Source organism: Streptomyces spiroverticillatus, assembly GCA_014650415.1.
GTDB classification, from domain to species: domain Bacteria; phylum Actinomycetota; class Actinomycetes; order Streptomycetales; family Streptomycetaceae; genus Streptomyces; species Streptomyces spiroverticillatus.
In genome coordinates this window covers 101,013-127,598 of the sequence record BMUX01000004.1, presented here as the reverse complement: position 1 = coordinate 127,598, position 26,586 = coordinate 101,013, and the positions used below count along the sequence as shown (strand labels likewise).

Annotated in this window: 27 protein-coding genes; 16 read left to right on the top strand and 11 right to left on the bottom strand. The window is 70.2% G+C overall.

The window, feature by feature from the left end; translation table 11 throughout:
• Positions 1–81 precede the first annotated feature (81 nt).
• On the top strand, positions 82–444 hold the full coding sequence (locus IE269_RS12160) for a hypothetical protein (protein WP_189822888.1): 363 nt from the start codon (positions 82–84) through the stop codon (positions 442–444).
• 4 nt (positions 445–448) lie between these two features.
• Here the strand turns inward: IE269_RS12160 and IE269_RS12155 are convergent, their stop codons facing one another.
• The gene (locus IE269_RS12155) at positions 449–1,018 is read right to left on the bottom strand and encodes a GNAT family N-acetyltransferase (protein ID WP_189822887.1); all 570 of its coding nucleotides are present in this window, start codon (positions 1,016–1,018) and stop codon (positions 449–451) included.
• A gap of 130 nt (positions 1,019–1,148) precedes the next feature.
• A complete protein-coding gene (locus tag IE269_RS12150) occupies positions 1,149–1,997 on the bottom strand; it encodes a hypothetical protein (RefSeq protein ID WP_189822886.1) in 849 nt (282 codons plus the stop codon).
• 339 nt (positions 1,998–2,336) lie between these two features.
• Between IE269_RS12150 and gcl the strand changes: the two genes are divergently transcribed.
• From gcl to IE269_RS12135, 3 genes are all read left to right on the top strand, one after another.
• A complete protein-coding gene (gcl, locus tag IE269_RS12145; RefSeq protein WP_189822885.1) occupies positions 2,337–4,121 on the top strand; it encodes a glyoxylate carboligase in 1,785 nt (594 codons plus the stop codon).
• A 358-nt stretch (positions 4,122–4,479) separates the two neighbouring features.
• On the top strand, positions 4,480–5,406 hold the full coding sequence (locus IE269_RS12140; protein ID WP_229897588.1) for an alpha/beta hydrolase: 927 nt from the start codon (positions 4,480–4,482) through the stop codon (positions 5,404–5,406).
• Positions 5,407–5,713: 307 nt separating this feature from the next.
• Positions 5,714–6,820 carry an acyltransferase family protein gene (locus IE269_RS12135; protein ID WP_229897654.1) on the top strand — a complete coding sequence of 369 codons (1,107 nt, stop codon included), beginning with the start codon at positions 5,714–5,716 and terminating at the stop codon, positions 6,818–6,820.
• 348 nt (positions 6,821–7,168) lie between these two features.
• On the opposite strand, the gene IE269_RS12130 is transcribed toward IE269_RS12135, so the two are convergent.
• The 3 genes from IE269_RS12130 to IE269_RS12120 all read right to left on the bottom strand — a co-directional run bounded on the left by IE269_RS12130 (position 7,169) and on the right by IE269_RS12120 (position 10,644).
• The gene (locus IE269_RS12130) at positions 7,169–8,629 is read right to left on the bottom strand and encodes a catalase (protein WP_189822882.1); all 1,461 of its coding nucleotides are present in this window, start codon (positions 8,627–8,629) and stop codon (positions 7,169–7,171) included.
• A gap of 227 nt (positions 8,630–8,856) precedes the next feature.
• A complete protein-coding gene (locus tag IE269_RS12125) occupies positions 8,857–9,747 on the bottom strand; it encodes a 2-hydroxy-3-oxopropionate reductase (protein ID WP_189822881.1) in 891 nt (296 codons plus the stop codon).
• Between the two features lie 57 nt (positions 9,748–9,804).
• Positions 9,805–10,644, bottom strand: a complete 840-nt coding sequence (locus IE269_RS12120) for a TIM barrel protein (protein ID WP_189822880.1) — start codon at positions 10,642–10,644, stop codon at positions 9,805–9,807.
• Between the two features lie 125 nt (positions 10,645–10,769).
• Between IE269_RS12120 and IE269_RS12115 the strand changes: the two genes are divergently transcribed.
• From IE269_RS12115 to IE269_RS12080, 8 genes are all read left to right on the top strand, one after another.
• Complete coding sequence (locus IE269_RS12115) at positions 10,770–11,021, top strand: hypothetical protein (protein WP_189822879.1); 252 nt, start codon at positions 10,770–10,772, stop codon at positions 11,019–11,021.
• On the top strand, positions 11,018–11,395 hold the full coding sequence (locus IE269_RS12110) for a helix-turn-helix domain-containing protein (protein ID WP_189822878.1): 378 nt from the start codon (positions 11,018–11,020) through the stop codon (positions 11,393–11,395). The genes IE269_RS12115 and IE269_RS12110 overlap by 4 nt, the downstream gene beginning before the upstream one ends.
• A gap of 177 nt (positions 11,396–11,572) precedes the next feature.
• The gene (gene uraD / locus IE269_RS12105) at positions 11,573–12,100 is read left to right on the top strand and encodes a 2-oxo-4-hydroxy-4-carboxy-5-ureidoimidazoline decarboxylase (RefSeq protein WP_189822877.1); all 528 of its coding nucleotides are present in this window, start codon (positions 11,573–11,575) and stop codon (positions 12,098–12,100) included.
• A 1-nt stretch (position 12,101) separates the two neighbouring features.
• Positions 12,102–12,494, top strand: a complete 393-nt coding sequence (uraH, locus tag IE269_RS12100; RefSeq protein ID WP_189822876.1) for a hydroxyisourate hydrolase — start codon at positions 12,102–12,104, stop codon at positions 12,492–12,494.
• 5 nt (positions 12,495–12,499) lie between these two features.
• Positions 12,500–13,423 (top strand): factor-independent urate hydroxylase, encoded by a 924-nt coding sequence (gene pucL, locus IE269_RS12095; RefSeq protein ID WP_189822875.1) that lies wholly within the window; start codon positions 12,500–12,502, stop codon positions 13,421–13,423.
• Positions 13,424–13,528: 105 nt separating this feature from the next.
• Complete coding sequence (locus tag IE269_RS12090) at positions 13,529–15,001, top strand: nucleobase:cation symporter-2 family protein (protein ID WP_189822874.1); 1,473 nt, start codon at positions 13,529–13,531, stop codon at positions 14,999–15,001.
• A 45-nt stretch (positions 15,002–15,046) separates the two neighbouring features.
• On the top strand, positions 15,047–16,471 hold the full coding sequence (locus tag IE269_RS12085; protein ID WP_189822873.1) for an 8-oxoguanine deaminase: 1,425 nt from the start codon (positions 15,047–15,049) through the stop codon (positions 16,469–16,471).
• 382 nt (positions 16,472–16,853) lie between these two features.
• Positions 16,854–18,215: a nucleobase:cation symporter-2 family protein gene (locus IE269_RS12080; protein WP_189823298.1), complete on the top strand. Its 1,362-nt coding sequence runs from the start codon at positions 16,854–16,856 to the stop codon at positions 18,213–18,215.
• Positions 18,216–18,317: 102 nt separating this feature from the next.
• On the opposite strand, the gene IE269_RS12075 is transcribed toward IE269_RS12080, so the two are convergent.
• Positions 18,318–19,148, bottom strand: coding sequence for a chitosanase (locus IE269_RS12075; protein WP_229897587.1), 831 nt, complete (start codon positions 19,146–19,148; stop codon positions 18,318–18,320).
• A gap of 80 nt (positions 19,149–19,228) precedes the next feature.
• Positions 19,229–20,005, bottom strand: a complete 777-nt coding sequence (locus IE269_RS12070) for a chitosanase (RefSeq protein ID WP_229897653.1) — start codon at positions 20,003–20,005, stop codon at positions 19,229–19,231.
• A gap of 211 nt (positions 20,006–20,216) precedes the next feature.
• On the opposite strand from IE269_RS12070, the gene IE269_RS12065 reads away from it, so the two are divergent.
• Positions 20,217–20,897 carry an alpha/beta fold hydrolase gene (locus IE269_RS12065; RefSeq protein ID WP_189822872.1) on the top strand — a complete coding sequence of 227 codons (681 nt, stop codon included), beginning with the start codon at positions 20,217–20,219 and terminating at the stop codon, positions 20,895–20,897.
• 36 nt (positions 20,898–20,933) lie between these two features.
• Here the strand turns inward: IE269_RS12065 and IE269_RS12060 are convergent, their stop codons facing one another.
• Positions 20,934–22,340, bottom strand: coding sequence for an MFS transporter (locus tag IE269_RS12060; RefSeq protein WP_268253596.1), 1,407 nt, complete (start codon positions 22,338–22,340; stop codon positions 20,934–20,936).
• 150 nt (positions 22,341–22,490) lie between these two features.
• Between IE269_RS12060 and IE269_RS12055 the strand changes: the two genes are divergently transcribed.
• A complete protein-coding gene (locus IE269_RS12055; RefSeq protein WP_189822870.1) occupies positions 22,491–23,057 on the top strand; it encodes a TetR/AcrR family transcriptional regulator in 567 nt (188 codons plus the stop codon).
• Positions 23,058–23,124: 67 nt separating this feature from the next.
• Here IE269_RS12055 and IE269_RS12050 read toward each other — a convergent pair whose 3' ends face one another.
• A complete protein-coding gene (locus IE269_RS12050; protein ID WP_189822869.1) occupies positions 23,125–23,385 on the bottom strand; it encodes a hypothetical protein in 261 nt (86 codons plus the stop codon).
• Here IE269_RS12050 and IE269_RS12045 point away from each other — a divergent pair.
• Positions 23,372–23,842 carry a TetR/AcrR family transcriptional regulator gene (locus IE269_RS12045; RefSeq protein ID WP_189822868.1) on the top strand — a complete coding sequence of 157 codons (471 nt, stop codon included), beginning with the start codon at positions 23,372–23,374 and terminating at the stop codon, positions 23,840–23,842. The genes IE269_RS12050 and IE269_RS12045 overlap by 14 nt on opposite strands.
• A 62-nt stretch (positions 23,843–23,904) precedes the next feature.
• Here the strand turns inward: IE269_RS12045 and IE269_RS12040 are convergent, their stop codons facing one another.
• Together IE269_RS12040 and IE269_RS12035 are read right to left on the bottom strand one after the other, a co-directional pair.
• Positions 23,905–24,504: a 3'-5' exonuclease gene (locus tag IE269_RS12040; protein ID WP_189822867.1), complete on the bottom strand. Its 600-nt coding sequence runs from the start codon at positions 24,502–24,504 to the stop codon at positions 23,905–23,907.
• Between the two features lie 38 nt (positions 24,505–24,542).
• A complete protein-coding gene (locus IE269_RS12035) occupies positions 24,543–25,937 on the bottom strand; it encodes a DHA2 family efflux MFS transporter permease subunit (RefSeq protein WP_229897650.1) in 1,395 nt (464 codons plus the stop codon).
• 167 nt (positions 25,938–26,104) lie between these two features.
• Here IE269_RS12035 and IE269_RS12030 point away from each other — a divergent pair, with 167 nt between their 5' ends.
• Positions 26,105–26,497: a winged helix-turn-helix transcriptional regulator gene (locus tag IE269_RS12030; RefSeq protein WP_189822865.1), complete on the top strand. Its 393-nt coding sequence runs from the start codon at positions 26,105–26,107 to the stop codon at positions 26,495–26,497.
• Positions 26,498–26,586: the final 89 nt, after the last annotated feature.

Below are 26,586 nucleotides of genomic sequence, written 5' to 3'. Positions count from 1 at the left end.
GCGTGCGCGTTCACGGGGCGCGGACGGACCCCCATCTGTCTGCGAACGGCCCCGACGAGGCGAGAGCACTTCATGCACCCAGTGGCGAGAACCCTTCAAGTCCTGTTCATGGTGGCCGGATTGGGCCTCCTCCTCTACGGCTTCATCGAGGAGGACGACGAGAAGGCCCGCAAGGAGCACAACCTGGAGTGGGTCTGCGGCGCCGACGCGGGCTCCACCACCAAGCAGCGCTGCCAGACCCAGGGCCCCAACACCTACACCTGGTCCAACGGCGCCGAGAACACCGGCATCACGATCTCCCTCGCGGGCGTGGGCCTGCTGGTCGCGTCGGCGTCGGTGGCGATCGGCGCGACCAAGAAGGCCCCGGTGTCGACCGCCCCGACCGGCGTCGCGCCGGGTTACGGCGGCCAGCCGACGTACGCGCCGAACCAGCAGGGTCACTGAACCTTCAGGGTTGCGGGAAGCGGTCCGCGTCACGCCGCATGCACACCCGCGGCCAGCGGTCGAGGCCCATCGAGGACTCCTCGGCGACGATCTCCCGCAGGCCGTCGGTGAGTTGGGCGTCGCTGAGGGTGTGGAAGCCCAGGCGGGTGTAGTACGGGGCGTTCCACGGGACCTGGGCGAAAGTGGTCAGGGTGAGGGCGGCGTGGCCGGACTCCTGCGCCAGGTGGGAGATGAGCGCGCGGCCCGCGCCCCGGCGGGCCAGGCGGGGGTGGACGGACACCTGGTCGATGTGGGCCGCGCCGTCCACCTCCTGCCAGATGAGATACGCGCCGGGTGTGCCGTCGGAGTCGGTGAACACCCAGGCGCGGTCGTCGAGTTGATAGGTCGTCAGGAGGTCGAGTGCGGGCGGGTCGTCGTCCGCGATCTCCGTCATGCCGAGGTCCCGGAACGGCTCGCCGGCCGCCCTCTCGATGTCCTGGAGCGGGGGCAGCTCGGCGGCCAGGGCGAGGCGGATCGCGGGGTGCGCCCCGACGGGCACGGGCCGGGTCTGCGGCCGGGGGCGAAGTGCTGACATGTGTCGAGTATCGCGCGGACCCCGGGGCCTGCACCCGGCCCGCCCCCGCAGGCCGCCCGTCCCGCTAGCCGCCCGTGCCCGCAGGCCGCCCGTCCCGCTAGCCGCCCGTGCCCGCAGGCCGCCCGTCCCGCTAGCCGCCCGTGCCCGTACTGCTGCCCGCCAGGTCGTCGGCGGCGCGGGTGGCCGGTTTCGGGGTGCCGGTGAGGTCGAGGACGAACAGGGGGACGCCCAGTTCCTCCGCGCGGGCGCGGGCCGCGGGTTCGTAACCCGTGAGGGAGAAGAAGACCGCGACGGACGACTGGTTCAGCCCGTGCAGCCACAGGCACTCCACGTCGCGCAGCGTGGACGGCTCCGTGCTCGGGTCGACCTGCGCGACCAGGCCCGGAGCCCGCAGGTCGATGCCCGACGCGGGGTGCTCCGGGGACTGGAGGATGCCCCGGAAGCCGAGCCACTTGAGGTAGAGCGCGGCGGCGGTGACCGCGTCCCGGGCCGTGCGGATGGTGAGGGGGCGGAAGGGCGGCCGGGGAGCGCGGGAGCGCTCCCGCGGGGTGCCCGCGTCCGCTCCGGCATCCGGGTGCGCGCCGGTGTCCGGGCCCGCGCCGACGCCCGGGCCCGCTCCGACGTCCGAGGCCGACGCGGTCACCGATTCGTCCGTACGGAGCGACTCGGGCCGCATCGCAGGCCGCCCAGCGGGTTCCGCGGTCGGGGGCACGGTGGGGGCGGGCCGGACCGGGATGCGCAGGACCGCACCGCAGCCGCAGCCCAGTTCCGGCTGGGGCCACTGGTCGTTGCGGCCGCACGACTCGCAGCGGACCGTCACCCAGGAGTCCGTCCACGTGCGGTGCGTGACGGTCTGCGCCGGTGCGTCGCGCTGGAGCGGCGGGGCCAGCGGCGCGCCGCACGCGCAGGGGAAGACGGGCGGTTCGTACGCGTGGTCACGGCGGCAGGCGGGGCACCGCACCGGCACGCTGCTTCCCATGGGGCGACCTCCGGGACATCTCGTCCGGCGGGCACGTCCGGCGGCGCGCGACCGGGCGTGAACGCGGGAACGCATGAACGACTGATGCGCTGTGTCATTCCATGGTCACACCAACTGTGAAGCCTTGGCAGGCACTTCGCGTCTTTTCTGTCGACGTTTCGATCCGTGGACTCCACCGCGTGCCTCCGTGTGCCGCTTTGTGCGGTCCTCCACCCGCGCCGCTCCCGATCCGTGGACTCCTCCCTTGACGGCGACACCTCCGCATCCTATGTTGCTTCCACATAGCAGAACAGTTATTCCGCATTACGGAAAACCGGCCTGAAGCACAGGAGTGACCCGATGCCCCGTATGACCGCCGCCCTCGCGGCTGTTGAGATCCTCAAGCGCGAAGGCGTCAGCCACGCGTTCGGCGTGCCCGGCGCGGCGATCAACCCCTTCTACAAGGCCCTCCAGGTCGGCGGCGGGATCAAGCACACGCTCGCCCGCCACGTCGAGGGCGCGTCCCACATGGCCGAGGGCTACACCCGCAGCAACGCCGGCAACATCGGCGTCTGCATCGGTACGTCAGGCCCCGCCGGCACCGACATGATCACCGGCCTCTACTCGGCCATCGCGGACTCGATCCCGATCCTGTGCATCACCGGCCAGGCCCCGGTCGCGAAGCTCCACAAGGAGGACTTCCAGGCCGTCGACATCGCGTCGATCGCCAAGCCGGTCACCAAGAAGGCCACCACCGTCCTGGAGGCCGCGCAGGTCCCGGGCGTGTTCCAGGAGGCCTTCCACCTGATGCGCTCCGGCCGTCCGGGCCCGGTCCTCATCGACCTGCCGATCGACGTGCAGCTCACCGAGATCGAGTTCGACCCCGAGACGTACCAGCCGCTCCCGGTCTACAAGCCGGTCGCGACCCGCCCGCAGGTCGAGAAGGCGATCTCCTTCCTCCTGGAGTCGGAGCGCCCGCTGATCGTCGCCGGTGGCGGTGTCATCAACGCCGACGCCTCCGACCTGCTCCTGGAGTTCGCCGAGCTGACCGGCACCCCGGTCATCCCCACCCTCATGGGCTGGGGCATCGTCCCCGACGACCACGAGCTCAACGCCGGCATGGTGGGCCTGCAGACCTCGCACCGCTACGGCAACGCGAACTTCCTGGAGTCCGACTTCGTCCTGGGCATCGGCAACCGCTGGGCCAACCGTCACACCGGTGACCTGGCCGTCTACACCGAGGGCCGCAAGTTCGTCCACGTCGACATCGAGCCCACCCAGCTGGGCAAGATCTTCGCGCCGGACTACGGGATCGCCTCCGACGCCAAGGCCGCCCTGGAGCTGTTCGTCGAGGTCGCCAAGGAGCTGAAGGCGGAGGGCAAGCTGCCCGACCGCAGCGCGTGGGCCGCCTCCACGCAGGACCGCAAGGCCAAGCTCCAGCGCCGTACGCACTTCGACAACGTGCCGCTCAAGCCGCAGCGCGTCTACGAGGAGATGAACCGCGCCTTCGGCCCCGAGACCCGGTACGTCACCACCATCGGCCTCTCCCAGATCGCCGGCGCGCAGATGCTCCACGTCTACAAGCCGCGCCACTGGATCAACTGCGGCCAGGCAGGCCCGCTCGGCTGGACCATCCCGGCCGCGCTCGGCGTCGCCACCGCAGACCCCGAGGGCCAGGTCGTCGCCCTCTCCGGCGACTACGACTTCCAGTTCATGCTGGAGGAGCTGGCCGTCGGCGCGCAGCACAAGATCCCGTACGTCCACGTCCTGGTCAACAACTCCTACCTGGGCCTGATCCGTCAGGCCCAGCGGAACCTGGACATCAACTTCCAGGTCAACCTGGAGTTCGAGAACATCAACTCGCCCGAGCTGGGCGTCTACGGCGTCGACCACGTCAAGGTCGTCGAGGGCCTGGGCTGCAAGGCCATCCGCGTCACCGAGCCCGACCAGCTGCTGCCCGCCTTCGAGGAGGCGAAGAAGCTGGCTCAGGAGTTCCAGGTGCCGGTCGTCGTCGAGGCGATCCTGGAGCGCGTCACCAACATCTCGATGAGCGGCGCGGGCATCGACGCCGTCAACGAGTGGGAGGACATCGTGACCGAGCCCGGCCACGCGCCGACCGCCGTGCGCGCGTTCACCGGCGAGTAGCCGGGAAGCAGGGGGGAACGAGGGGCCGGTCGCCGCGGAGTGCGGTGACCGGCCCCTTCGCCGTGCCCCGTAGTCCCTGTCATACGTGAGAGGTACGCGGCAGGTGCCATCCGGCGGGGGACGCCGACGACACGGGGCGATCCCTAAGTTCCGTACCAGCAGCAGGAGCTGCCACCGGTACGGAAGGACCACCACCATGAACCCGCATCCCAGCTCTGCCGAGCCCCACCGCCCGGCCCCCAGGACAGGCGACCGGCATGGCGGTGCGGGCACCGGTGTGGGCGGTCTCCGGGGTGGCCGGTCCGGTGGGCGGGGCTTCCTGCGGGGGCGGTTTCGGTCCGGGCGTTTGGTGCGGGGGGTGCTGGCCGGGGTCGTCGTCGGGTCCGTGGTGCTGCCCGTGTCCGGTGCGGCCGGGGCCACCGGGATACCCGCCCCGGCCCCCGCCTCCCTCGCCCCGCTGCGTGCCGCCACCGCCGGCGACCTCGCCGAGCGGTACGCCGCCCGGCGGGCCGGGATCCGTGACGCGGCAGCCGCCGCCGACGCGCACGGGTCGCGCAAGCGTGCCGCCGCACTCCGTCAACTCGCCCTGCCATCCCGGCAGTTCCTTGCCTTCGACGGGCGTGACGGCGGGCGTACGGTCGAGGTGTTCGGGGACCTCGCGCGGGCGGACCGGATCGCCGTTCTGGTGCCCGGGGCGGACACCTCCGTCGACCACTACGACCGGCTGCGGGACGGGGCCGAGGCCCTGCTGCGCGCGGCGGGCCCGCATACCGCCGTCGTCGCCTGGGTCGGCTACCGCACCCCGGCCACCGTCAGCACCGACGCCCTCACGGCCGGGCGCGCCTACGAAGCGGCACGCGAACTCAGCCTATTCGCGGGTGAGTTGACCGCTCTGCGCTCCGGTGTGCCGGTCTCCTACCTCTGCCACTCCTACGGTGCCGTCGTCTGCGCCGCAGCCGCCCCCGGCGTCGAAGCGGCGAACCTGGTCCTCTTCGGCAGCCCCGGCATCGGCACCGACGCCGAACGCGTCGACGCGCTCGGCACCCGGGCCACCGTCTGGGCGGGCCGGGGGAGCGCCGACTGGATCGGCGGCGTCCCGCACACCGCACTCGACCTGGGCGTCACCACCGTGGGCTTCGGGGCCGACCCGGTGTCGCCCGCCTTCGGCGCCCGCCGCTTCGATGCGGGCGACAGCGACCACAGCGGCTACCTGTTGCCCGGCTCCGCATCCCTCGCGCACCTCGCGGACATCGTCACCGGAAGTGCGGTGGTCGGCCGTGCGTGAGCACCGCACATCTCCGCAGGAGGCGGGGCCGGCCCGCCGCGCCGTCCCGCAGACGGCGGCCCGGGACCGCAGGGAGACCCCGCAGGCACCCGTCCCGGTGGGGCGCCACCCCTCGACGGCGGCAACCCCGGCCCGCCGAGCTTTCCCGCAGGCGGCGGCCCCGGCTCCTCCTGCCGATCCACCCGCGACGGCCCCGGTCCGCCGCGACGCCGCGAAGGCAACCTCGGTCCGCGGTGATGCCGCCGGCGCGGCCCCGGTCCGCCGTGATGCCGCCAGTGCGGCCCCGGCCCGTCGGGTCCTGCCGCAGGTGGCAGACCTGGCCCGGCGCATCGACGCCGCCACCCCGCCGACCCGTGACCGTACCGTCGACGCACTGCGTGCCCTGGCCGTTCTCGGTGTGGTGCTCGGGCACTGGCTCGTCACCGCGCTCGTCGTCGACACCGGGACCGTGCACGGCACCAGCCCGCTCGCTCCGATGCCCCAACTCGCCCCCATATCCTGGGTGTTCCAGACCCTCGCCGTCTTCTTCCTGGTCGGCGGACACGTCGCAGCCAAGGGGTACGCGGCCGCCCGCGGCCGGGGCACCCGCTACCGGGACTGGCTCGCCGCCCGGCTGCTGCGTCTCTTCCGCCCCGTCGCCGCACTCCTGGTCACCTGGGCCGTCGCCGCCGCCGCGATGCTCGTCGGCGGGGTGCGCCCGGAGACCCTGAGCACCCTCCTCAAGCTGGTGCTCACCCCCTTGTGGTTCCTGCTGGTCTTCGCCGCGCTCACCGCCGCCACCCCGCTCGTCGCGAAGCTGCACCCGCTGTGGCCGCTCGCCGTCGTCCTGTGCGTGGACGTGATCCGCTTCGCCCTCGGCGGCCCCGAGGTGCTCGGGCTGCTCAACCTCGGCGCGGGCTGGCTCGTTCCGTACTGCCTGGGGGCGCTCTGGGCGCGGGGCGGGCTCCGTACTCGTACGGGGATCGTGCTGCTGTCCTGCGGTGCGGCCGCCACCGCCGCACTGATCCTCTTCGCGGGCTACCCCGCCTCCATGGTCGGCGTCCCCGGCGCGGCCGTCTCCAACCTCAACCCGCCCACCCTCGCCGCCGTCTGCTTCGGCCTCGCCCAGTGCGGTGCCGCACTCCTGCTCCTCGAACCGCTCCGCAGGCTCCTGCGACGGCCCCTGGCCTGGGCGGGCGTCGCCCTGCTGAACCTCGCCGCGATGACCGTCTTCCTCTGGCACCAGACCGCCATGATGGCCGTCACCGCGCTCGGCCTGCTCGCGGGCCGCCCGCTCCCCGGACTGCACACCGAGCCGGACGGCCCCGGGTGGGTGCTCGCCCGGATCGGCGGTCTGCCGGTGTTCGCGTGCGCGCTGCTGGTGTGCTGGGCGGCGTACCGGACGTACGAGCGGCGGAGCGGGAGGACCCGGTGACCGCCGCAGGGCGGGACAGGTGCTCGGGCACGCCGAAGGGCGCGGAGCACGGGACCGTCCGTACTCCGCGCCCTGGTTCGGCAAGCGCACGAGCGTCATGCGCACGAGCGTCATGCGCACATGCGTCGTGCGAAATGCGAATGAGGCCGCGGTGGGGGCGATGAGCCGGCAGGGGCTCCTTCTCTCAGGTCAAGAAGGAGAGACCGCCGGCCTTCACCACCGCACTGGCTCACCCACCACCGCGGGCCTCGTTCGTGTCCGTGCCGCCGACCACCCCTCATTCGGGCCGGCGGCACAGACAGCGGGCAGGGCCTGACCTCCCGTCAGACCCCTTCCGCAGTCGGGGAATTACTTGTCGTCGCGCAGAGCGCGGACGGCCTCTTCGACGCGCTTGCCGTACTCGGCGTCCGCGGCGTGGAAGTGCGCGAGGTTCTTCTCGATCACGTCGTCGCGGGAGACCTGCGAGAGGCCACCGGCGATGTTGGCGATGAGACGGTCCTTCTCGTCGGACGACATCAGGCGGTAGAGCTCACCGGCCTGGAAGAAGTGGTCGTCCTTGACGTGCTGCGCGTACGCGTACGTGCCGGTCCAGCCGGAGAGCTCGGCCGGGGCGCCCAGCGGGGCGTCCGTCTGCGCGGGACCGTCGTACGAGTTGGGCTCGTAGTTCTTGTCGTGGCGCGAGCCGGTGCGGGTGGCGTAGAAGCCGTCGCGGCCGTAGTTGTCGGCGGGCGCGTTCTTCGGCGCGTTCACCGGCAGCTGGGTGTGGTTGACGCCCAGACGGTAGCGGTGCGCGTCCGCGTAGGCGAACATGCGGCCCTGGAGCATCTTGTCCGGCGAGGCGGTGATGCCCGGGACGAAGTTGTTCGGCGAGAACGCGGCCTGCTCGACCTCGGCGAAGACGTTGTCCGGGTTGCGGTCGAGGACCAGACGGCCCACGCGCTGCAGCGGGTAGTCCGAGTGCGGCCACACCTTCGTGACGTCGAAGGGGTTGAAGCGGTAGTCCGCGGCCTCGGCGGCCGGCATGACCTGGACGTACAGGGTCCAGGACGGGTTGACGCCGCGCTCGATGGCCTGGAGCAGGTCCGTCTGGTGCGAGTTGGCGTCCTTGCCCGCGATCTCCGCGGCCTGGTCCGACGACAGCGAGCGGATGCCCTGGTTCGTCTTGAAGTGGTACTTGACGAAGAAGGCCTCGCCCTCGGCGTTCGTCCACTGGTAGGTGTGCGAGCCGTAGCCGTTCATGTGACGGTACGAGGCGGGGATGCCGCGGTCGCCCATCAGCCAGGTGATCTGGTGCGTGGCCTCGGGGGCGTGTGCCCAGAAGTCCCAGACGTTGTCCGGCTCCTGCTTGCCCGTGAAGGGGTCGCGCTTCTGCGAGTGGATGAAGTCGGGGAACTTGATCGGGTCCTTGATGAAGAACACCGGGGTGTTGTTGCCGACGAGGTCGTAGTTGCCCTCTTCGGTGTAGAACTTCAGCGCGAAACCGCGCGGGTCGCGGACCGCGTCCGCGCCACCGAGGTTGTCCGCGACGGTGGAGAAGCGGATGAACGTCTCGGTGCGCTTGCCGACCTCGGAGAGGAAGTTCGCGCGGGTGAAGCCGGTGACGTCGTCCGTCACCTCGAAGTAGCCGTACGCGCCGGAGCCGCGGGCGTGCACGACACGCTCCGGGATGCGCTCGCGGTTGAACCGGGCGAGCTTCTCCAGCAGGTGCTGGTCCTGGAGGAGGAGCGGGCCACCGACACCGGCGGAGGCGGAATTCTGGTTGTCGGCGACCGGGGCGCCTGACTCGGTCGTGAGCACACGCTTCGACATGGTGACCTTGGGACCTTCCTGCGGGATCTGCTGGCGGCGTGAGGAGCGTAAGTACGCGGAGAACGCGGCGTCAACAGTTTGTTGAAATTGAAGGTGGAGCAAGTATGAGACCCGGGCCGCGGCAGCGCCTGGGCGCGACAGGACAGGTGTCAGCGCTGCCGCAGCCCGGAGTTCGGGGGCGGCTTCAGTGAAGAAGCCGCAGGTCAGGCCCTAGAGCCCGAGGGATTTCAGACCTGCTGGCCGGAGAGGCGCTCGACGGCGCGCAGCAGGGCCGAGTGGTCCAGACCGCCGTCGCCCTGGGCGCGCAGCGAGGCGACCAGCTGGGCGACGACCGCGCCGACGGGGAGCGCCGCACCGACGTTGCGGGCGGCGTCGGTGACGATGCCCATGTCCTTGTGGTGCAGGTCGATCCGGAAACCGGGCGCGAAGTCGCGGTTGAGGAAGTTGTCCTTCTTGCGGGTCAGGACCGTCGAGCCGGCCAGACCGCCGTTGAGGACGTCCAGCGCGGCCTTCAGGTCGACGCCGGACTTCTCCAGGAAGACCACGGCCTCGGCGCACGCCTGGATGTTGACCGCGACGATCAGCTGGTTGGCGGCCTTCACCGTCTGGCCCGAGCCGTGCGGACCGCACAGCACGATGGTCTTGCCGAGAGCCTCCAGGATCGGCTTGGCGGAGTCGAAGTCCGCCTGCTCGCCGCCGACCATGATGGACAGTACGGCCTCGATCGCACCGGCCTCGCCGCCGGAGACCGGGGCGTCCAGGACGCGGATGCCCTTGTCCTTGGCGGCCTTCGCCAGGTCCACCGAGGTCTGCGGGGTGATCGAGGACATGTCGACCAGCAGCGCGCCGGACCTGGCGTTCTCCAGGATGCCGTCCGGACCGTACGCGATGGCCTCGACCTGCGGGGAGGCGGGCACCATCGTGATGACGACGTCGGCGTCCTTGACGGCCTCGGCGATCGAGGCGGCACCCTTGCCGCCGGCCTTGACCAGGCGGTCGATCTTGTCCTGCTCCAGGGTGTAACCGGTGACGTCGTAACCGGCCTTCAGCAGGTTCTCGGACATGGGGGAGCCCATGATGCCGAGGCCGATGAAACCGATCTTGGGGAGCGTGCTCATGAGGGTGCTGCCTCTCTCAAAAACCGTGTCAAGAAGTTCAGTTGGTGCCCGAGGGCACTACTTGGCGGCGCGGGCCGACCGGTCGAGCCAGTCGAAGGCCTCGGCGCTGGGCTTGTCGCCCGGCTTGTACTCCAGGCCGACCCAGCCCTCGTAACCGGCCTTCTTCAGGCGGTCGAGCAGGGCTTCCAGGCCGAGGTCACCGGTGCCCGGCGCGCCGCGGCCCGGGTTGTCGGCGATCTGCACGTGGCCCGTCTTGTCGGCGTAGGCGTCTATGACCTCTTCGAGGTTCTCGCCGTTCATCGACAGGTGGTACAGGTCCAGGAGGAACTTGGCGTTGCCGAGCCCGGTCGCCTTGTTGACCTTGTCGACGACCTCGATCGCGGCGGGCGCGCTCACCAGCGGGTAGAGCGGCGACTCCGGCTTGTTGAGGGTCTCGACCAGGAGGATCGCACCGACGCGGTCGGCGGCGCGGGCGGCGAGGACCAGGTTCTCCAGCGCCAGGGTGTCCTGGATCTGGGCGTCCACGCCCTCCACACGGTTGCCGTAGAGCGCGTTGAGCGCCTTGCAGCCGACCGAGGCGGCGAAGTCGGCCGCCACCTCGATGTTGGCGCGGAAGCGGTCGGACTCCTCGCCGGGCACGGAGAGCGCACCGCGGTCCGGGCCGGGAAGCTGTCCGGCGTAGAAGTTCAGGCCGACGAGCTGGGTGCCGGCGTCGTCGAGCGCCTTCTTCAGGGCGTCGAGCTCCGACTGGTCGGGGGTCGGGGTCTCGATCCAGGGCCACCACAGCTCGACCGCGGTGAAGCCGGCCGCGGCGGCTGCCGCCGGGCGCTCCAGGAGCGGGAGTTCCGTGAAGAGGATCGAGAGGTTCACATCGAAGCGGTGGTCCGAGTAGCCCATGGGGTTTTCGGCGCTCCTTCCGTATTGCGGAAGTTGTTTTCTGCCTGTTGGAAGATTGCAACCGGCCCCGAGGACTTGTCAAGAGGGGCTCCCGGATTTCGTGCTGCTCGCAGTAGGTTGTGCGCGTGCGATTGAGAGTGGAGTTCACGACCGAGCCCTTCGATCTCGACGAGGCGCCGCCGCATGCGGTGGCTGCTCGTGAGGTGATCCAGGTGGCCGAGCTGGACGCCGTCGACGTGGGTCCCTTCGGCAATACGGCGGAGGGGAGCGCCGACGCCGTGCTCACCGCCGTGGACGCGCTGCTGCGCAAGTCCCTCGCCGCCGGGGCCACCCGCGTCTCGTTGCAGGTCAATGTGATCGGGGAGGGCGAGCAGTGACGGAACCCGGGGACCACCCACTGGTCACGGCGGTCAAACCGCTCGTCGACGCGATGGGGGCCGAGATGCTGGATCCGGGGCTGGCCGGCCGGGAGGACGTGCTGCTCGCCTGGGAGGGCGAGGACGTCATCGCCGTACGGCTGCCCCAGCTCTCCGACTCCCTCGACCGCATCCTTGCCGCGCTGGAGCGCGGGCACGGTGTGCCGCTGGCCGAGCTCGACCGCAAGGCCAAGCAGGCCGTCGTACGGACGCTGGAAGCGCGCGGCGCGTTCTCCGTACGGCACGGTGTGGAGACGGTGGCGGGGGCGCTCGGTGTCTCGCGCTTCACTATTTACAACTACCTCAACAGGGAAAACGGGTCCAAGGGGGACTAGTCGCCCCTTCAATCGCCCCTCCCTGAGGCCCATTTGATCGATCATTTTGAGTCGCCGCCGTCCCCGCTTGGGGGCGGCGGCTTTTGTCTTCGCGAACTTTCAACAAACTGTTGACGTCCAGTTGTTGAGGGCGTTAGCTATGCGCAGCCCGTCCAGCACAAGGCCACGGAGGCTCCCGTGACTTCGGTCCAGACACCGGGCCTTTCCCGGTTCAACCACCTCTCCGAGAGTGCGGCCCAGGCCGAACTCCACGAGGTGTGTGCCAGCTCGGCGTGGGGGAGCAAGCTCGTCGCTCAGCGCCCGTACGCCTCCGCCGAGGAACTGTTTCTCGCCAGTGACGCCGCCCTCGCGGAACTCACTGCCGAGGACCTTGCCGAGGCGATGGCGGGACACCCGCCGATCGGTCGCCCCAAGCCCGGAGACCCGACCTCCTCCCGCGAACAGCGCGGAATGGCCGGCGCCTCCGAGGAACTCAAGGCCGAGATGCTCGAACTGAACCTGGCGTACCAGGAGAAGTTCGGACATGTCTTCCTGATCTGCGCGACCGGCGCCACCGGAGAGCAGATGCGCGACGCGGTGCGTGAGCGGAGCGGCAACTCGCCCGAGCAGGAGCGGGAAATCGTCCGCACCGAACTGGGCAAGATCAACCGCATCCGGCTGACCCGCCTCGTGGAATCCCCCGCGGATTCAGGAGAAGAGAACTGAGATGAGTACCGCAACCACCGCCTCGGTGTCCACGCACATCCTGGACACCAGCATCGGCCGCCCCGCCGAGGGCGTCGCCATCACGCTCACCGCCCGCAGCGGCGCGGACGCGGAGTGGAAGACGCTCGGCGGTTCGAAGACCGACGCGGACGGGCGCTGCAAGGACCTCCCGGCCCTGCCGGAGGGAACGACCCACGTCCGGCTCGACTTCGAGACCGAGACCTACTTCGCCAGTAAGACCGAAGCCGAGGCTCAGCAGGACGCCCCCCGCGTAAGGGACAGCGGCGCGTTCTTCCCGGAAGTGGCGATCACCTTCGCCGTCGTACCGGGCGAACACTTCCACGTACCGCTGCTGCTCAACCCGTTCGGCTACTCCGTATACCGAGGGAGCTAGCACTGATGCCCACCATTCTCGGCCAGAACCAGTACGGCAAAGCAGAGAACCGCGTCGTCAAGATCACGCGGGACGGCGACACCCACCACATCAAGGACCTGAACGTCTCGATCGCCCTCTCCGGCGACATGGACGACGTCCACTACTCCGGCTCGAACGCCAACGTCCTGCCGACCGACACCACCAAGAACACGGTGTACGCGTTCGCCAAGGAGTTCGGCATCGAGTCCGCCGAGCAGTTCGGCATCCACCTCGCGCGTCACTTCGTGACCACGCAGGAGCCGATCAAGAAGGCGCGCATCCGGATCGAGGAGTACTCCTGGGAGCGCATCGCCTCCTCGGACAACAACTCCAAGTTCATCGGTTCCGACGAGGTCAACCACTCCTTCGTCCGCAAGGGCCAGGAGCTGCGCCTCACCCAGATCACCTTCGACGGCACGAACTGGGAAGTCATCTCCGGCCTGAAGAACCTCACGGTGATGAACTCCACCAACTCCGAATTCTGGGGTTACGTCAAGGACAAGTACACGACGCTGAAGGAGGCGTACGACCGCATCCTGTGCACCGACGTCTCCACCGTCTGGCGCTACAACTGGACCAGCGACGACGACCGGATGCCCAACTGGGAGAAGTCGTACGCGCAGGCCAAGAAGCACATCCTCGAGGCCTTCGCCGAGACGTACTCGCTCTCGCTCCAGCAGACGATGTACCAGATGGGTTCGCGGGTCATCAACAACCGGAGCGAGATCGACGAGATCCGCTTCTCGCTGCCCAACAACCACCACTTCCTGGTCGACCTCGAACCGTTCGGACTGAAGAACGACAACGAGGTCTACTTCGCCGCCGACCGCCCGTACGGACTCATCGAGTCCACCATCCTGCGGGACGGAGTCGAGCCGCAGATCCCGGTCGACATGACCAACCTCTGACGCGGTCGGTCCTCAACCGGCCACCTCTGACGCGGTCACGGCCGCGCCGTCCCCCGGCCCCGCCGGGCGGGGGACGGCGCCGCGGACCGGAGGGAACGAACATTCATGGCACAGCCAGCAAAGGGGCCGGCAGCAGAAGGCCCATGTTCTACCCAGAAGAAGCTGCCTACCCAAGGGTCACCCGAAACAGGTGACTCGCCGTCCCTCGGAAAGCCGGTCGATCTCCTCGATCCCGTGCACCCGGTGGACGAGAAGCTCCCCGCCAAGCGGCTCGTCCCCGCCGCGCTCCAGCACATCGCCGCCATGTACGCAGGCGTCGTCACCCCTCCGCTCATCATCGGCCAGGCCGTCGGCCTGGACGCCGCCGGGATGACCCGGCTGATCGCCGCCAGCCTGCTGATCGCGGGCCTCGCCACGATCCTCCAGACGATCGGCATCTCGAAGTTCGCCGGAAACCGGCTCCCCTTCGTCAACGCCGCGTCCTCCGCCGGCATCGCGCCCATGCTCGCGATCGCCGAGACCAGCGCCCCGGGCCACCAACTCCCCGCCATCTACGGTGCGGTGATGGTCGCCGGTGTCTTCTGTCTCGCCGTCGGCCCCTTCTTCGGAAAGCTCCTCCGCTTCTTCCCGCCGCTCGTCACCGGCGTCGTGATCACCCTCATCGGTGTGACGCTGATGCCCGTGCCCGTCGCCTGGGCGCAGGGCGGCAACAAGGACGCCGCCGACTTCGGCGACATGAAGTACCTGGCGCTGGCCGCCTTCACGCTCGTCGTCATTCTTGTCATTCAGCGTTTCGGTACCGGCTTCATCAAGCAAGTCGCCCTGCTTCTGGGCATGTTGACCGGCACGCTCGCCGCGATCCCGTTCGGGCTGGCCGACTTCAGCGGGCTGGGGGAAGCCCCGATCGCCGCCCTGCCCACGCCCTTCGCCTTCGGCGCCCCCGAGTTCCAGCCCGCCGCGATCCTCTCGCTGTGCATCGTGATGCTGGTCCTGATGACCGAGTCCTCGGCCGGGATGCTCGCCCTCGGCAAGATCTGCGAACGCGACTGCAACGGCAGGACCATCACCCGCGGCCTGCGCACCGACGGCATCGCCACCCTGATCGGTCCCGTCTTCGGCGGCTTCCCGACCAGCGCCTTCGCGCAGAACGTCGGCGTCGTCACGCTGACCCGCGTGCGCAGCCGGTACGTCGTCGCCGTCGCCGGTGGCGCACTGCTCTTCCTCGGCGTGTTCCCGGTGCTGGGCGCGGTGGTCTCCATGGTGCCGATGCCGGTACTCGGCGGCGCCGGGATCGTCCTCTTCGGCTCGATCGCGGTGAGCGGCATCCGTACCCTCTCCGAGGCCGGACTCGACGACAGCTCGAACATCATCCTCGTGGCGGTGGCACTCGGCGCGGGCATCATTCCGCTCGCGGCACCCACTTTCTACGCGGACTTCCCCGCCTGGGCACAGACCGTCCTCGGCTCCGGCATCAGCGCCGGCGCACTGGTCGCCGTCCTGCTCAACCTGTTCTTCCACCACCTCGGCACCCGCGCGCGTCGCACTCCAGCGGCGTCCGTGGCACTCAAATCCTCCTAGGGTCCTGCCGTGCCCGCTCATGACAGAGGTAAAGGAAGCAGCCTTATGGCAGCACCGGCAGCAAAAGCTTCGCGCACCGACAGCTCACGAGACGTCTCACGGATCGTCATTGAGAACTGCGCGATCGCGACGGTCGACGCCCAGGACACGGAATACGCGTCCGGTCACGTCGTCGTCGCGGGCAACCGGATCGAGTCCATCGGCGCGGGCACGGCGCCCGCAGGCCTGGAAAACGTGGTCCGCCGTATCGACGGCACCGGCCATCTCGTCACTCCCGGCCTGATCAACACGCACCACCACTTCTACCAGTGGATCACCCGGGGCCTGGCCACCGACCACAACCTGTTCAACTGGCTCGTCGCCCTCTACCCGACCTGGGCACGCATCGACGAGCAGATGGTGACGGCGGCCGCCCGGGGCTCCCTGGCGATGATGGCCCGCGGCGGTGTCACCACCGCCATGGACCACCACTACGTCTTCCCGCAGGGCTCCGGAGATCTCTCCTCCGCGATCATCGGTGCCGCACGCGACATGGGCGTACGCTTCACCCTCGCCCGTGGCTCCATGGACCGCGGCGAGTCCGACGGGGGCCTCCCGCCGGACTTCGCGATCGAGACCCTCGAAGGCGCGCTCGCCGCCACCGAGGCCACGGTCGACCAGCACCACGACGCGTCCTTCGGCTCCATGACCCAGGTCGCCGTCGCACCCTGCTCCCCGTTCTCCGTCTCCACCGAACTCATGCGCCAGGGCGCCGAGTTGGCCCGCCGCAAGGGCGTGCGACTCCACACCCACGGCAGCGAGACGGTGGAGGAGGAGAAGTTCTGCCACGAGCTGTTCGGCATGGGCCCCACCGACTACTTCGAGTCGACGGGCTGGCTCGGCAGCGACGTGTGGATGGCGCACTGCGTCCACATGAACGACTCCGACATCGCCGCCTTCGCCCGCACCGGCACCGGCGTCGCCCACTGCCCCTCCTCCAACGCCCGCCTCGCCGCAGGCATCGCCCGCGTCCCCGACATGCTCAAGTCGGGTGTCCCGGTCGGCCTCGGTGTCGACGGCACCGCCTCCAACGAGTCGGGCGAACTGCACACCGAGCTGCGCAACGCGCTCCTCATCAACCGCCTGAACACCGAACACCGCGAGCGGGCCCTCAACGCCCGCCAGGCCCTGCGCCTCGGCACCTTCGGAGGCGCCCAAGTCCTGGGCCGCGCAGACCAGATCGGCTCGCTCGAAGCCGGCAAGCTCGCGGACCTGGTGATGTGGAAGATCGACGGCCTCGGCCACTCCACCATCGCCGACCCGGTCACCGCCATCGTCTTCGGCGCGGCGGCACCGGTCACCCTGTCCCTCATCAACGGCGAACCCGTCGTCGAGGACAACCACCTGATCACGGTGGACGAGGAAGCCATCGCCCGCGAAGCGCGGGACGAGGCGCAGCGCCTGGCGCGGATCGCCGCGCAGCCCCGCTGACGCCGACCACCTCGTATCCACCTGTTTGAGATTCCGGCCGGGAGGGACGGCTCCCGGCCGGAACCGAGCAGCCGAGCGGGCTGCTCGGGAGCCGTTCCCGGAGGCGTGGCCCCCTCTTTGAGGACCACGCCCCCGGGGCGGTCCGGCACAACCGGGCGAACGGCACAACAGCTGCACCTTCCGCACCCCCCCTGAGCTCCACCAGCACCTTGCACATACGCACCACCTCCCTGAAGCACGTGCCAACACCGGCACTGGAAAACGACAGGAGGACGCTGTGGCCAAGACGCCCAGGTTCACCGCGCAAGGCTCCACGACGGACGGCACCGCCGAGGAGAGCAAGACCCCTTCCACCACGGAGAAGCACCCGGTCGACCAGGGGATGCCTCCCCTGAAGCTCGCCACGACCGGTCTCCAGCACGTCGCCGCCATGTACGCGGGCGTCGTCGCACCCCCGCTGATCGTCGGCGCGGCCGTGGGCCTGTCCGGCAAGGAACTCACCTTCCTCACCGGCGCCAGCCTCTTCATGGCCGGCCTCGCCACCCTCCTCCAGACGCTCGGCGTCTGGAACATCGGCGCCCGGCTGCCCTTCGTCAACGGCGTCACCTTCGCCGGCGTGGCCCCGATGCTCGCGATAGCCGGCGGCCAGTCCAAGGAGGACGCGCTCCCGGTCATCTTCGGCGCGATCATCGTCGCCGGAGCGATCGGTTTCATCGCCGCGCCGTTCTTCTCCAAGCTGGTCCGCTTCTTCCCGCCGGTCGTCACGGGTACGGTCATCACCCTGATCGGTGTGTCCCTCCTCCCGGTGGCCTTCGGCTGGGCGCAGGGGCCCAACCCCAAGGCGGACGACTACGGTTCGACGACCTTCCTCGGCCTCGCCGGGATCACGCTCGTCGTCGTCCTGCTGCTGCGCCGCTTCACCCGCGGCTTCGTCAAGCAGATCGCCGTACTCCTCGGCCTGGTCATCGGCACGATCATCGCGATCCCCTTCGGCGCCACCGACTTCACGCCGATCACCGAGGCGTCGATCGTCGGCTTCCCGACGCCGTTCCACTTCGGGGCACCGCAGTTCGTGGCCGCCGCGATCATCTCGATGTGCGTGGTCATGCTGGTCTCGATGACCGAGTCGACGGCCGACATGCTGGCCCTCGGTGAGATCGTCGAGCGTCCCGCCGACGAGAAGACCATCGCCGCGGGGCTGCGCGCCGACGCTCTCGGCTCGGCGGTCAGCCCGCTGTTCAACGGCTTCATGTGCAGCGCCTTCGCCCAGAACATCGGCCTGGTCGCCATGACCAAGATCCGCAGCCGGTTCGTGGTCGCGGCGGGCGGCGGTTTCCTGATCCTGATGGGCCTGTGTCCGATCGCCGCCTCGCTGATCGCGGTCGTGCCGCGCCCGGTGCTCGGCGGAGCGGGCATCGTGCTCTTCGGCTCGGTCGCCGCCAGCGGCATCCAGACCCTCGTCAAGGCGGGCCTGGAGAAGGACAACAACGTCCTGATCGTCGCCGTCTCGCTCGCGGTCGGCATCATCCCGATCGCCGCGCCGACCTTCTACCACCACTTCCCGGAGACCGCGAAGATCATCCTGGACTCCGGCATCTCCACCGGCTGCCTCGCGGCGGTCGTCCTCAACCTCGTCTTCAACCACATCGGCAAGCGTGCCGACGACGACGAGGTCACCGCTCCCATGGAGCCGGGCGAGGAGATCTCCCACCGCAGCGAGAAGCCCGCGGTGGCGACCCACTGACGTACCGTCACTTCATGCGCGGCAGCCGTACGGAGCAACTTCCGTACGGCCGCCGTGCATTGACGTGCCGTCAGTCATGAGCAGTCGTACGGTGACGTGTCGTCAGTCGACCCGATAGCTGTCCCCGTACACCTGCCACGCCAGCGGAGTCCGCAGTTCGAAGTTGCCTTCGCGCAGGAAGAGGCGCTGCGCGGAGTCGATCCGGCTGGTGTCCTCGTGCGCCGCCTCGCGCTTCATGGTCTTCTTCCGTACGTCGAGGAAGGCGTGCAGGTACGCCCCCTGGTCGCCGCCCCGGGCGGGGGACGCGGCGCGTTCCAGTGCGGCCCGGCGGATCGCGTCGAAGCCGTCGGGGCCGCCAGCGCCGTGCATCACCATCGCGTCGTAGTAGACGAACTGGCCCAGTGTCCCGAGCCCGTCCCGCTCCGCCCGGCGCACCGCCGGCTCGAAGTACACCCGGTCCCGCTCGTGGTTCTGCGCCTCGCGGAAGTCCCGGTCGTCCGCCGCCTTCTCCCAGTCGCGTACGAAGCCGGAGCCGAGCCCCCGGTGCGAGTCGGACCCGTTCACCTTCCGCAGCGCCGGGAGGTACTTCTCCAGTACGTTGCCGGGCTTGGCGGCGCTGTAGTGCTCGACCAGCTCCAGCATGTCCCCGGTGCCTGAGCAGAAGCCGATGATCCCGGCGGTGTAGCCGCGCCCGTCGCCGATGTCCTCGATGTAGCGGTACTGCTTCTTCCACTCCAGCGAGGAGTTCTCCGCACTGGACACCAGCCGCATCGCGAGCTCCTTCTTCGCGGGATCTCGAAGACCCGAGGCGGCACTCGTACCGGGATCGTCCGCCTCGGGCGCACCGGCCGCGACGGCGGTGCCGGGGACGGCGGCGAGAGTCAGGCCCAGCAGGGCGCGGACGGTGTTCTGGACTCGACGGGTGACGGACAACGGAACCTCCAGTACAGGTCAGCGTACGGAAACAGACGGCCGGACCCCCGTACGACGGGGGCCCGGCCGGAACAGTTCCTTCATCTCACCCGGTAGGTGTCGCCGTAAACCTTCCACGCAAGCGGTGTGCGGAGTGTGAGGTTCCCCTCGCGGACGAACACCCGCTGCGCCGTCTCGATGCGGCTGGTGTCCCGGTGTGCGGGCTCCTCCTTCATCGCCTGCACCCGGGCGTCCAGGAAGGCGTTCAGGTACGCCTTCTCGTCCCCGCCCTCGGCGGGCGGCCTGGCCTTCTTCCTGGCCTTCTCGCGCAGGGCCAGGAAGCCCGTCGAGCCGAGGCTGTCGTCGTGCCCGTGCATCACGTACGCGTCGTAGTACACAAACTGCCCGAGCGCCCCCAGCCCGTCCTTCTTCCCCTGCTGGACCGCCGGGTCGAAGTAGTCCGCGTCCCGCTGGGCGTCCTGTGCCGCGCGGAAGGCGGGATCGGTGTCGGCGGCGTGCCGCCAGGCCTCGGTGAAGGGATCCTCCAGGCCCTCGTGCGAGTCGCTGCCCTTGACCCTGCGCAGCGCGGGCAGGAACTTCGCCAGCGCGTTGCCGGGCCGGGCACGGCTGTACCGCTCGACGACCTGCGCCATGTCCCCGGTCCCGGAGCAGAACCCGACGATCCCGGCGGTGTAGCCGCGCCCGTCGTCGATGTCCTGGATGTACCGGTACTGCTTGCGCCAGTCCAGCGAGGAGTTCTCGGCGCTCGACACCAGCTGCATCGCCACGTTCTTCTTCGCCGGATCGGCCAGCCCAGGATCGGCCTGCTTCGGCCTGGCCTGTTTCGGCCCCGGATCCCCGGCCCGCGTAGGCCGCACCGGCTCGGGCGTCCGGTCCTTCACCGGCCTCTCGTGCTTCGTTTCCGACGGCTGCCCCCCACGGCCCGCCTCATCTCCCCCTCCGTCCCGCATCACGCTCACGCTTCCCACCACTGCCATCGTCAGGCCCACTACGAGCAGCCCCACCCCACGCACAACGGACTTCACCCGACGACTCTGCCATCCCGGACACCCCTGTAACGTCAGAGTTATGGAAGATCACTCCGTCGTCGATGTGGGCGACGTACGCATGTCGTACCGCTCCTGGGGCGACCAGCACGGCGCCCCCGTCATTCTGCTGCACGGAATCGGCGGTTCCGCCCTGACCTGGGAAAAGACCGGGCAGGCGCTCGGCGAGGAATGGCGGGTGTACGCACTCGATCTGCGCGGGCACGGCGAGAGCGACTGGCCCGACGAGTACGACCTGGAGCTGATGAAGGAGGACGTCCTCGGCTTCATCGAGGAGTCCAAGATCGACCGGGCCGGTGTGGTCGGCCACGGCATGGGCGGCGTCGTCGCCTACCTCCTGGCCCAGGACCACCCCGACCGGGTCGAGCGCCTCGTCCTGGAGGAGACCCCGGCCCCCTTCGACGGGGCGGCGGACCTGCTGCCCGAGTCGGGGCCGGTCGACTACGACGAGAACGCGGTCCCGGAGATCCAGGCCCAGCTCGCCTCCCCGCCGGAGGAATGGCTGGAGCGGCTCGGTGAGATCGTCGCCCCCACACTGATCGTCACGGGCGGCCCGGAGAGCGACATGGACGCCTCCGACGTTCCCGAGATGGCCGACCGCATCCCGGACTGTGCGCAGATCACGCTGCCGGGCGGGCACTGGATCCACGAGCGGAACGCGCAGCAGTTCGCGGACAGGGTGAGCGACTTCTTCAGCAGCTGAGGCCCGGTTTGAGCAGGTGAGGCCCGGCTTCAGCAGCTAGCGCCCGGGTGTCTCGCTCAACTCCCGCTCCTTCATCGCCGGTTCCGCGCCGACGGTCGCCTCCGTCGGCGCGGACCGCGCCAGCCGCAGGCCGGTGAACACGGCGGCGACCAGCGTGACGACACCCGCCACCACGAACGCACTGGTGAGACCGGTCTCGAAGGACGCGCCGTCCGACTGACGGGCCCGGACCACGGCCCCGAGCACGGCCACTCCCAGCACCGCACCGATCTGCCGGGTGGTGCTGCTGATGCCCGAGGCGAGGCCGCCCTCCTGCGGGCCGACCGCCAGGACGGCGGCGCCGGTGAGCGGGGACATGGTCAGGGCGAAGCCGATGCCGGCCACCGCCAGCCGCCACCACACGTTCCCGTAACCGGTGTCGGCGTGCACCGCGCCCAGTGCCAGCAGCCCCAGCCCGGCCAGGCCCAGCCCGGTCGTCACCACGACGCGGAAGCCGTACCGTGCGGCGGCCCGGCCCGCGAACGGGCTGACGAGCACCATGGCGAGGGTGGTCGGCAGTGTTTGCAGCCCGGCGGCCAGCAGCGAACTGCCCTGGACGTACACGAAGAACTGGGAGAAGAAGAACGTCGACCCCATGAGGGCGAAACCCACCACGGTCATCGCCGTGTTCGACACGGTGAACAGCCGCTCCCGGAACAGCCGCAGCGGCAGCATCGGTGCCGCACGCCTCCCCTCGACCGCGACGAAGGCGCCGAGCAGGACGGCCGCGGCCACGAAGCTCCCCAGGATGACCGGGGAGGTCCAGCCCTGGGCACCGCCCTCGATCAGCCCGTACGTCAGCACCCCGACCCCCAGTACGGACAGCACCGTGCCCGGTACGTCGATGGCAGGGGCCCCCGCATTGCGGGACTCGCCGAGCGCACGCGCACCGGCGGCCAGCAGCACGACGCCGATGGGCACGTTGACCAGGAAGATGGCCGGCCAGCCGAACGCGTCGGTCAGCACACCCCCGGCCACCGGCCCGGCGGCCATGCCGATGCCGCTGAGCCCGGCCCACAGCCCGATGCCCCTGACCCGTTCCTGCGCGACGGGGTACGCGGCGACGAGCAGCGCCAGCGAAGCGGGGCTCAGCAGCGCGGCCCCGACCCCCTGAAGCGTCCGCCCGGCGACCAGCCAGCCCACCGACGGCGCGACGCTGCACACCACCGACGCGACGGTGAAGACCGCGACACCGGTGAGGAACACCCGCTTGCGGCCGAACCGGTCGGCGAAGACACCGCCGGACAGCAGCAGCATGGCGACCAGCAGGACATAGGCGTCCACGATCCATTGCAGCCCGGTCAGTTGCGTGTGCAGGCGCTGCTGCATGTCGGGCAGGGCCGCGCCGACGATCGAGTTGTCGAGCAGCACCATGAACTGGCCGAGGCAGGTCACCGCCAGCAGCGTCGCCCGGCCGGTTCGCTTGCCCCCGACGGGAGTTGAGGCATCGATGACAGTTCTCCTCTCGCTAAACGCAGTGCAGGACTGCGTTAGCGGTGACTTTAGAGGTGTGCGTCTCGTAAACGCAAGCAGGAACTGCGTTAAGGTGCGGGCATGGATGAACGACAGCCGACCCGACGGCCCGGCGGGCGCAGCGCCCGCGTCCTCGCTGCGGTGCACCAGGCCGTCACCGAACTGGTCGCCGAACGCGGCTACGGCGGCTTCACCGTCGGCGAGGTCGCGGCCCGCGCGGGAGTCGCCGACACGAGCGTCTACCGCAGGTGGGGAAGCCTGGAGGCGCTGCTCGCCGACGTGGTGCTGACCCGCCTCGACGCGCAGTCGCCGATGCCCGACACGGGAAGCCTGGACGGCGACCTGCGGGCGTACGCCGCCCAGGTGGCCCGCGAGATCACCGGCCCCGACGGCCTGGCCCTGCTGCGTCTGGCCGTCGCCCTGTCCGGCAAGGGGCAGTCGGGCCTGAAGGAGCGCGACGCCCTCATGGAGGAGCGCCGCCGCCAGGTGCAGTCCATGCTGGACCGCGCCGCCGAGCGCGGCGAGCAACCGCTCTCCGCGCTCGACGTGCTCGACCACGTCATGGCGCCGATGTACATCCGCGTCCTGTTCGGCGCGGGGCCGCTCACCCCGGACTACGTGGACGGGCTGGTCGACCGGTTGCTGTGACCGCGCCCCGATGTGTGCGGGCGGGCGCGGAGGGCCAGTCCGTGAACGGTGCGGACGGCTCCTGGGTTCACGAGGCGGTCTTCAGGGTGCGGCCGAGCTGGTCCACCCGGCGCACCCGACTGTCCTCGGCGACCTCGCCGAAGAGGAAGAAGTCGATGTCCAGGTGCCCCAGCTTGCGGTGGTCGGAACTGAGGCGGCAGCGCGCGGCGAACCGGCTGCCGTCCACGAGGAGTTCGTCGATCCGCATGTCGCAGCTCGTGGAGTTCTTGCAGACGGGGTGGGCGTGCGAGATCAGTTGCGCGCAGGTGAGTGTCGTGCCGTCGGTCACCCAGACCGCGTACGCACACTTCGGCAGCCGGGAGGCGCTACTCGCGGCGGTGCGCGACGAGGTGAGCCGCCGGGCGGTAGCCGTGCTGGACGCCGCCGACACCGGGTCGGGCCCGGCGGTCGATGCGCTCGGCCGATTCCTGGACGCGGCAGCCGAATTGATGATGCATCAGGCGGTGTCGATCCGGGTGGATCCCGGTACGGACGAGCAGGGTGAGGCGGCCCGCCACCGGCCCGTGGAGGAGCGGCTGGAGGCCCTGATCCGCCGGGGCCGTGCCACCGGCGAGTTCCGGACCGACCTGGAGACCGGCTGGCTGATCGCCGCGACGATCGCGCTGGGCCACGCCGCCGACGCCCGGATCCGCAGCGGCCACCTGGGGGCACGGGCTGCGACGGAACAGTACCGGGCCTCCGTGATGCGCCTCTACGGGGCGACGGAACCGGACGCCGGACGGTGACCGGGATCCGTCACGCCGGACGGTGACCGGGGCCCGTCACATCGGACGGTGACCGGGACTCGTCACACCGGGCCCTCCCACGTCATCAACGCGCTGAAGAGATCGGCCTGTTCGAGCGCATCGTCCAGGGCGTGATGCGTGTGGCGGCGCGCCGAGCGCAGCTCGCGCGGCATCGTGCCCTTCACCGCCGCGCGCAGCGGCACGCGCGCCTTCACGGCGTACAGGGTCTTCATGTCCATGCTGCCCGAGTGGCTGAACGGACTCGATCCGGTGAAGCGGATCAAGTACCAGTAGAGGAAGGTCCAGTCGTACGAGGCCGGGTAGCCGCACATCACCGGCTGGCCCACGCCGGTGCTGACCTCCGTCACCCACGCGGTGAAGTCCGCCATGGCCTGTACCGGGTTCGTGCCCTTGGCGAGGAGCTCGTCCCGGTCGAGACCGCTCACCGCGAGTGCCGCCGGGTCGAACTCCTCGCTGATCGGGCGGAGTTCACGGTAGAAGGTCTGCGCCTCGGGGTCATGGGCGACGTACGAACCGTCCGGGTCCTGACGGCCCGCGACCGCAGCCCCGAAGCTGAGCATCGAGTACGGGCCGGGGATCGGGCCGTCCGCCTCGATGTCGACGGAGAGATAGAGGCTGGGCTTCACACGGCGGGGGCTCATGGCGGTGAGCATGGCAGGACGGCCCGCCGGCCGGCATCTCAATTCCGGGGAACTCCCGCGCTGCTGTGGGCCGGTTCGGTCCGTACCGCCGAAGGGGTCTGCTTCGTACGCTCGCGGAGCAGCACCGCCGCCAGGATCAGCCCGACGGTCACGATCAACGCGCCGACACCGAAGGCGAGTTGGTAGCCCGCATTGAGGGTCGAGCGGGAGGCGGAGCCCAGGTCCGCCGTGCGGCCCGCCGCCAGCGAGTTCAGTGCCGCGAGGCCGAAGGAGCCGCCCACCACCTGCGTGGTGTTGAACAGACCCGAGGCCAGGCCCGCGTCCTCGGGGCGGGCGTCCGACATGGCCAGCCCGGTGAGGGCGGGCATCCCGATGCCGAAGCCGAGCGAGAGGAGCAGGATCGCCGGGAGTACGTCGGCGAGGTACGCGCCGTCCGCCGGGGCCCGGCTGAAGAGGGCCAGGCCCGCGACGATCGACACCAGCCCGGCGAGCAGGACTGCGCGCGGCCCGAAGCGGGAGGTCAGGCGGGTGGAGAGGCCCAGCATCAGGGTGCCGATGACCAGCGGGGCGGGCAGGAAGGCGAGGCCGGTCGTGAGGCTCTCGTACCCCAGGACCTGCTGGAGGTAGAGGGCGCCGATGTACTGGAAGGCGTACATGCCCGCGATCATCGCGATCTGCACGAGGTTCGCGCCGGTGAGGGTGCGGGAGCGGAAGACGCGGAGGCGGACCAGGGGTTCGGCGGCCCGGGTCTGGCGGAGGACGAAGGCCGTGAGGAGGACCACCGCGACGGCTCCCAGGAGCAGCGTGCGGGCCGAGCCCCAGCCGTGTTCGGCGGTCTGGACGAGGGTGTAGACGCCCAGCATCAGGGCCGCCGTGACCAGGGCGGCACCCAGGTAGTCCGCACCCCTGCCGAGGCCCGCGCCCTGGTCCCGGTCCAGCACCCGCCAGGCCGCGACGACCGAGACCAGACCGATGGGGAGGTTGATCAGGAAGATCCAGTGCCAGGAGAGCGCGCTGGTCAGCGCCCCGCCGAGGAAGGTGCCCAGCGCACCGCCCGCCGCCCCCGTCGCGCTGAACACCGCGATGGCCTTCGCCCGCTCGCGTCCCTCGGGGAAGAGCGCCACCAGCATGCCGAGCACGACGGCGGTCGTCATCGCCCCGCCGACGCCCTGGAGCGCACGGGCCGCGATCAGCACGCCCGGGGTGGTCGCGACCCCGCAGAAGAGCGAGGCCAGCGTGAAGACGGCGAGACCTGCCGTGAACATCCGCTTCCGGCCGATCAGGTCGCCGAGCCGCCCGGCGAGCAGCAGCAGTCCGCCGAAGGGGATCAGATACGCGTTGACGACCCAGGCGAGCCCGGCGGGGGAGAAGCCGAGGTCGCTCTGAATCGCGGGCATGGCGACCGTGACGATGTTGCCGTCGAGGATCGTCATCAGGGTGCCGGCGCAGAGGATGACGAGCGCGGTCCAACGCGAGCGTTCCGTGGGTGACGTGATCCCTGGCATGGTGTCTGACCTCCAAAGGTGCACTACTTGTAACGGGCCTTGTAACGAGGGAGATCGTGCGTGACCATGAGGGCCCGTCGTAAGGAGGCACTTCCATGTCCCCCAGGAACACCGGTGTTACTTCGCAGGCAGTGAACGCGGAGGCCTGCCCCGTCCGCGAAGTTCTTGACAGGGTGGTGGGCAAGTGGAGCGTGCCGATCCTGATCGCCGCCGCCCACGGCCCCATCCGCTTCACCGAGCTGGAGCGCTCCATCGACGGCATCAGCCGCCGCATGCTCACCCTCACCCTGCGCAATCTGGAGCGCGACGGGATGCTGACCCGGACCGTGCACCCGACCGTCCCGCCGAAGGTGGAGTACGAGCTGACGCCGGTCGCCCGGGAGCTGCACGTCTCCCTGCTCGCCCTGACCGGCTGGGCCGAGCGGCACCGCGTGACGGTCGCCGAGGCGCGGGCCGCGTACGACGAGGAGCACGGGGTGGCCGCGTAGCACCGGCGGCGACGGGTGCGGATGCGGGCGCACCGGCGGCGAGGGGGCGGATGCGGCCGCAACGGCGGTGAAGGGTGCGGATGCGGGTG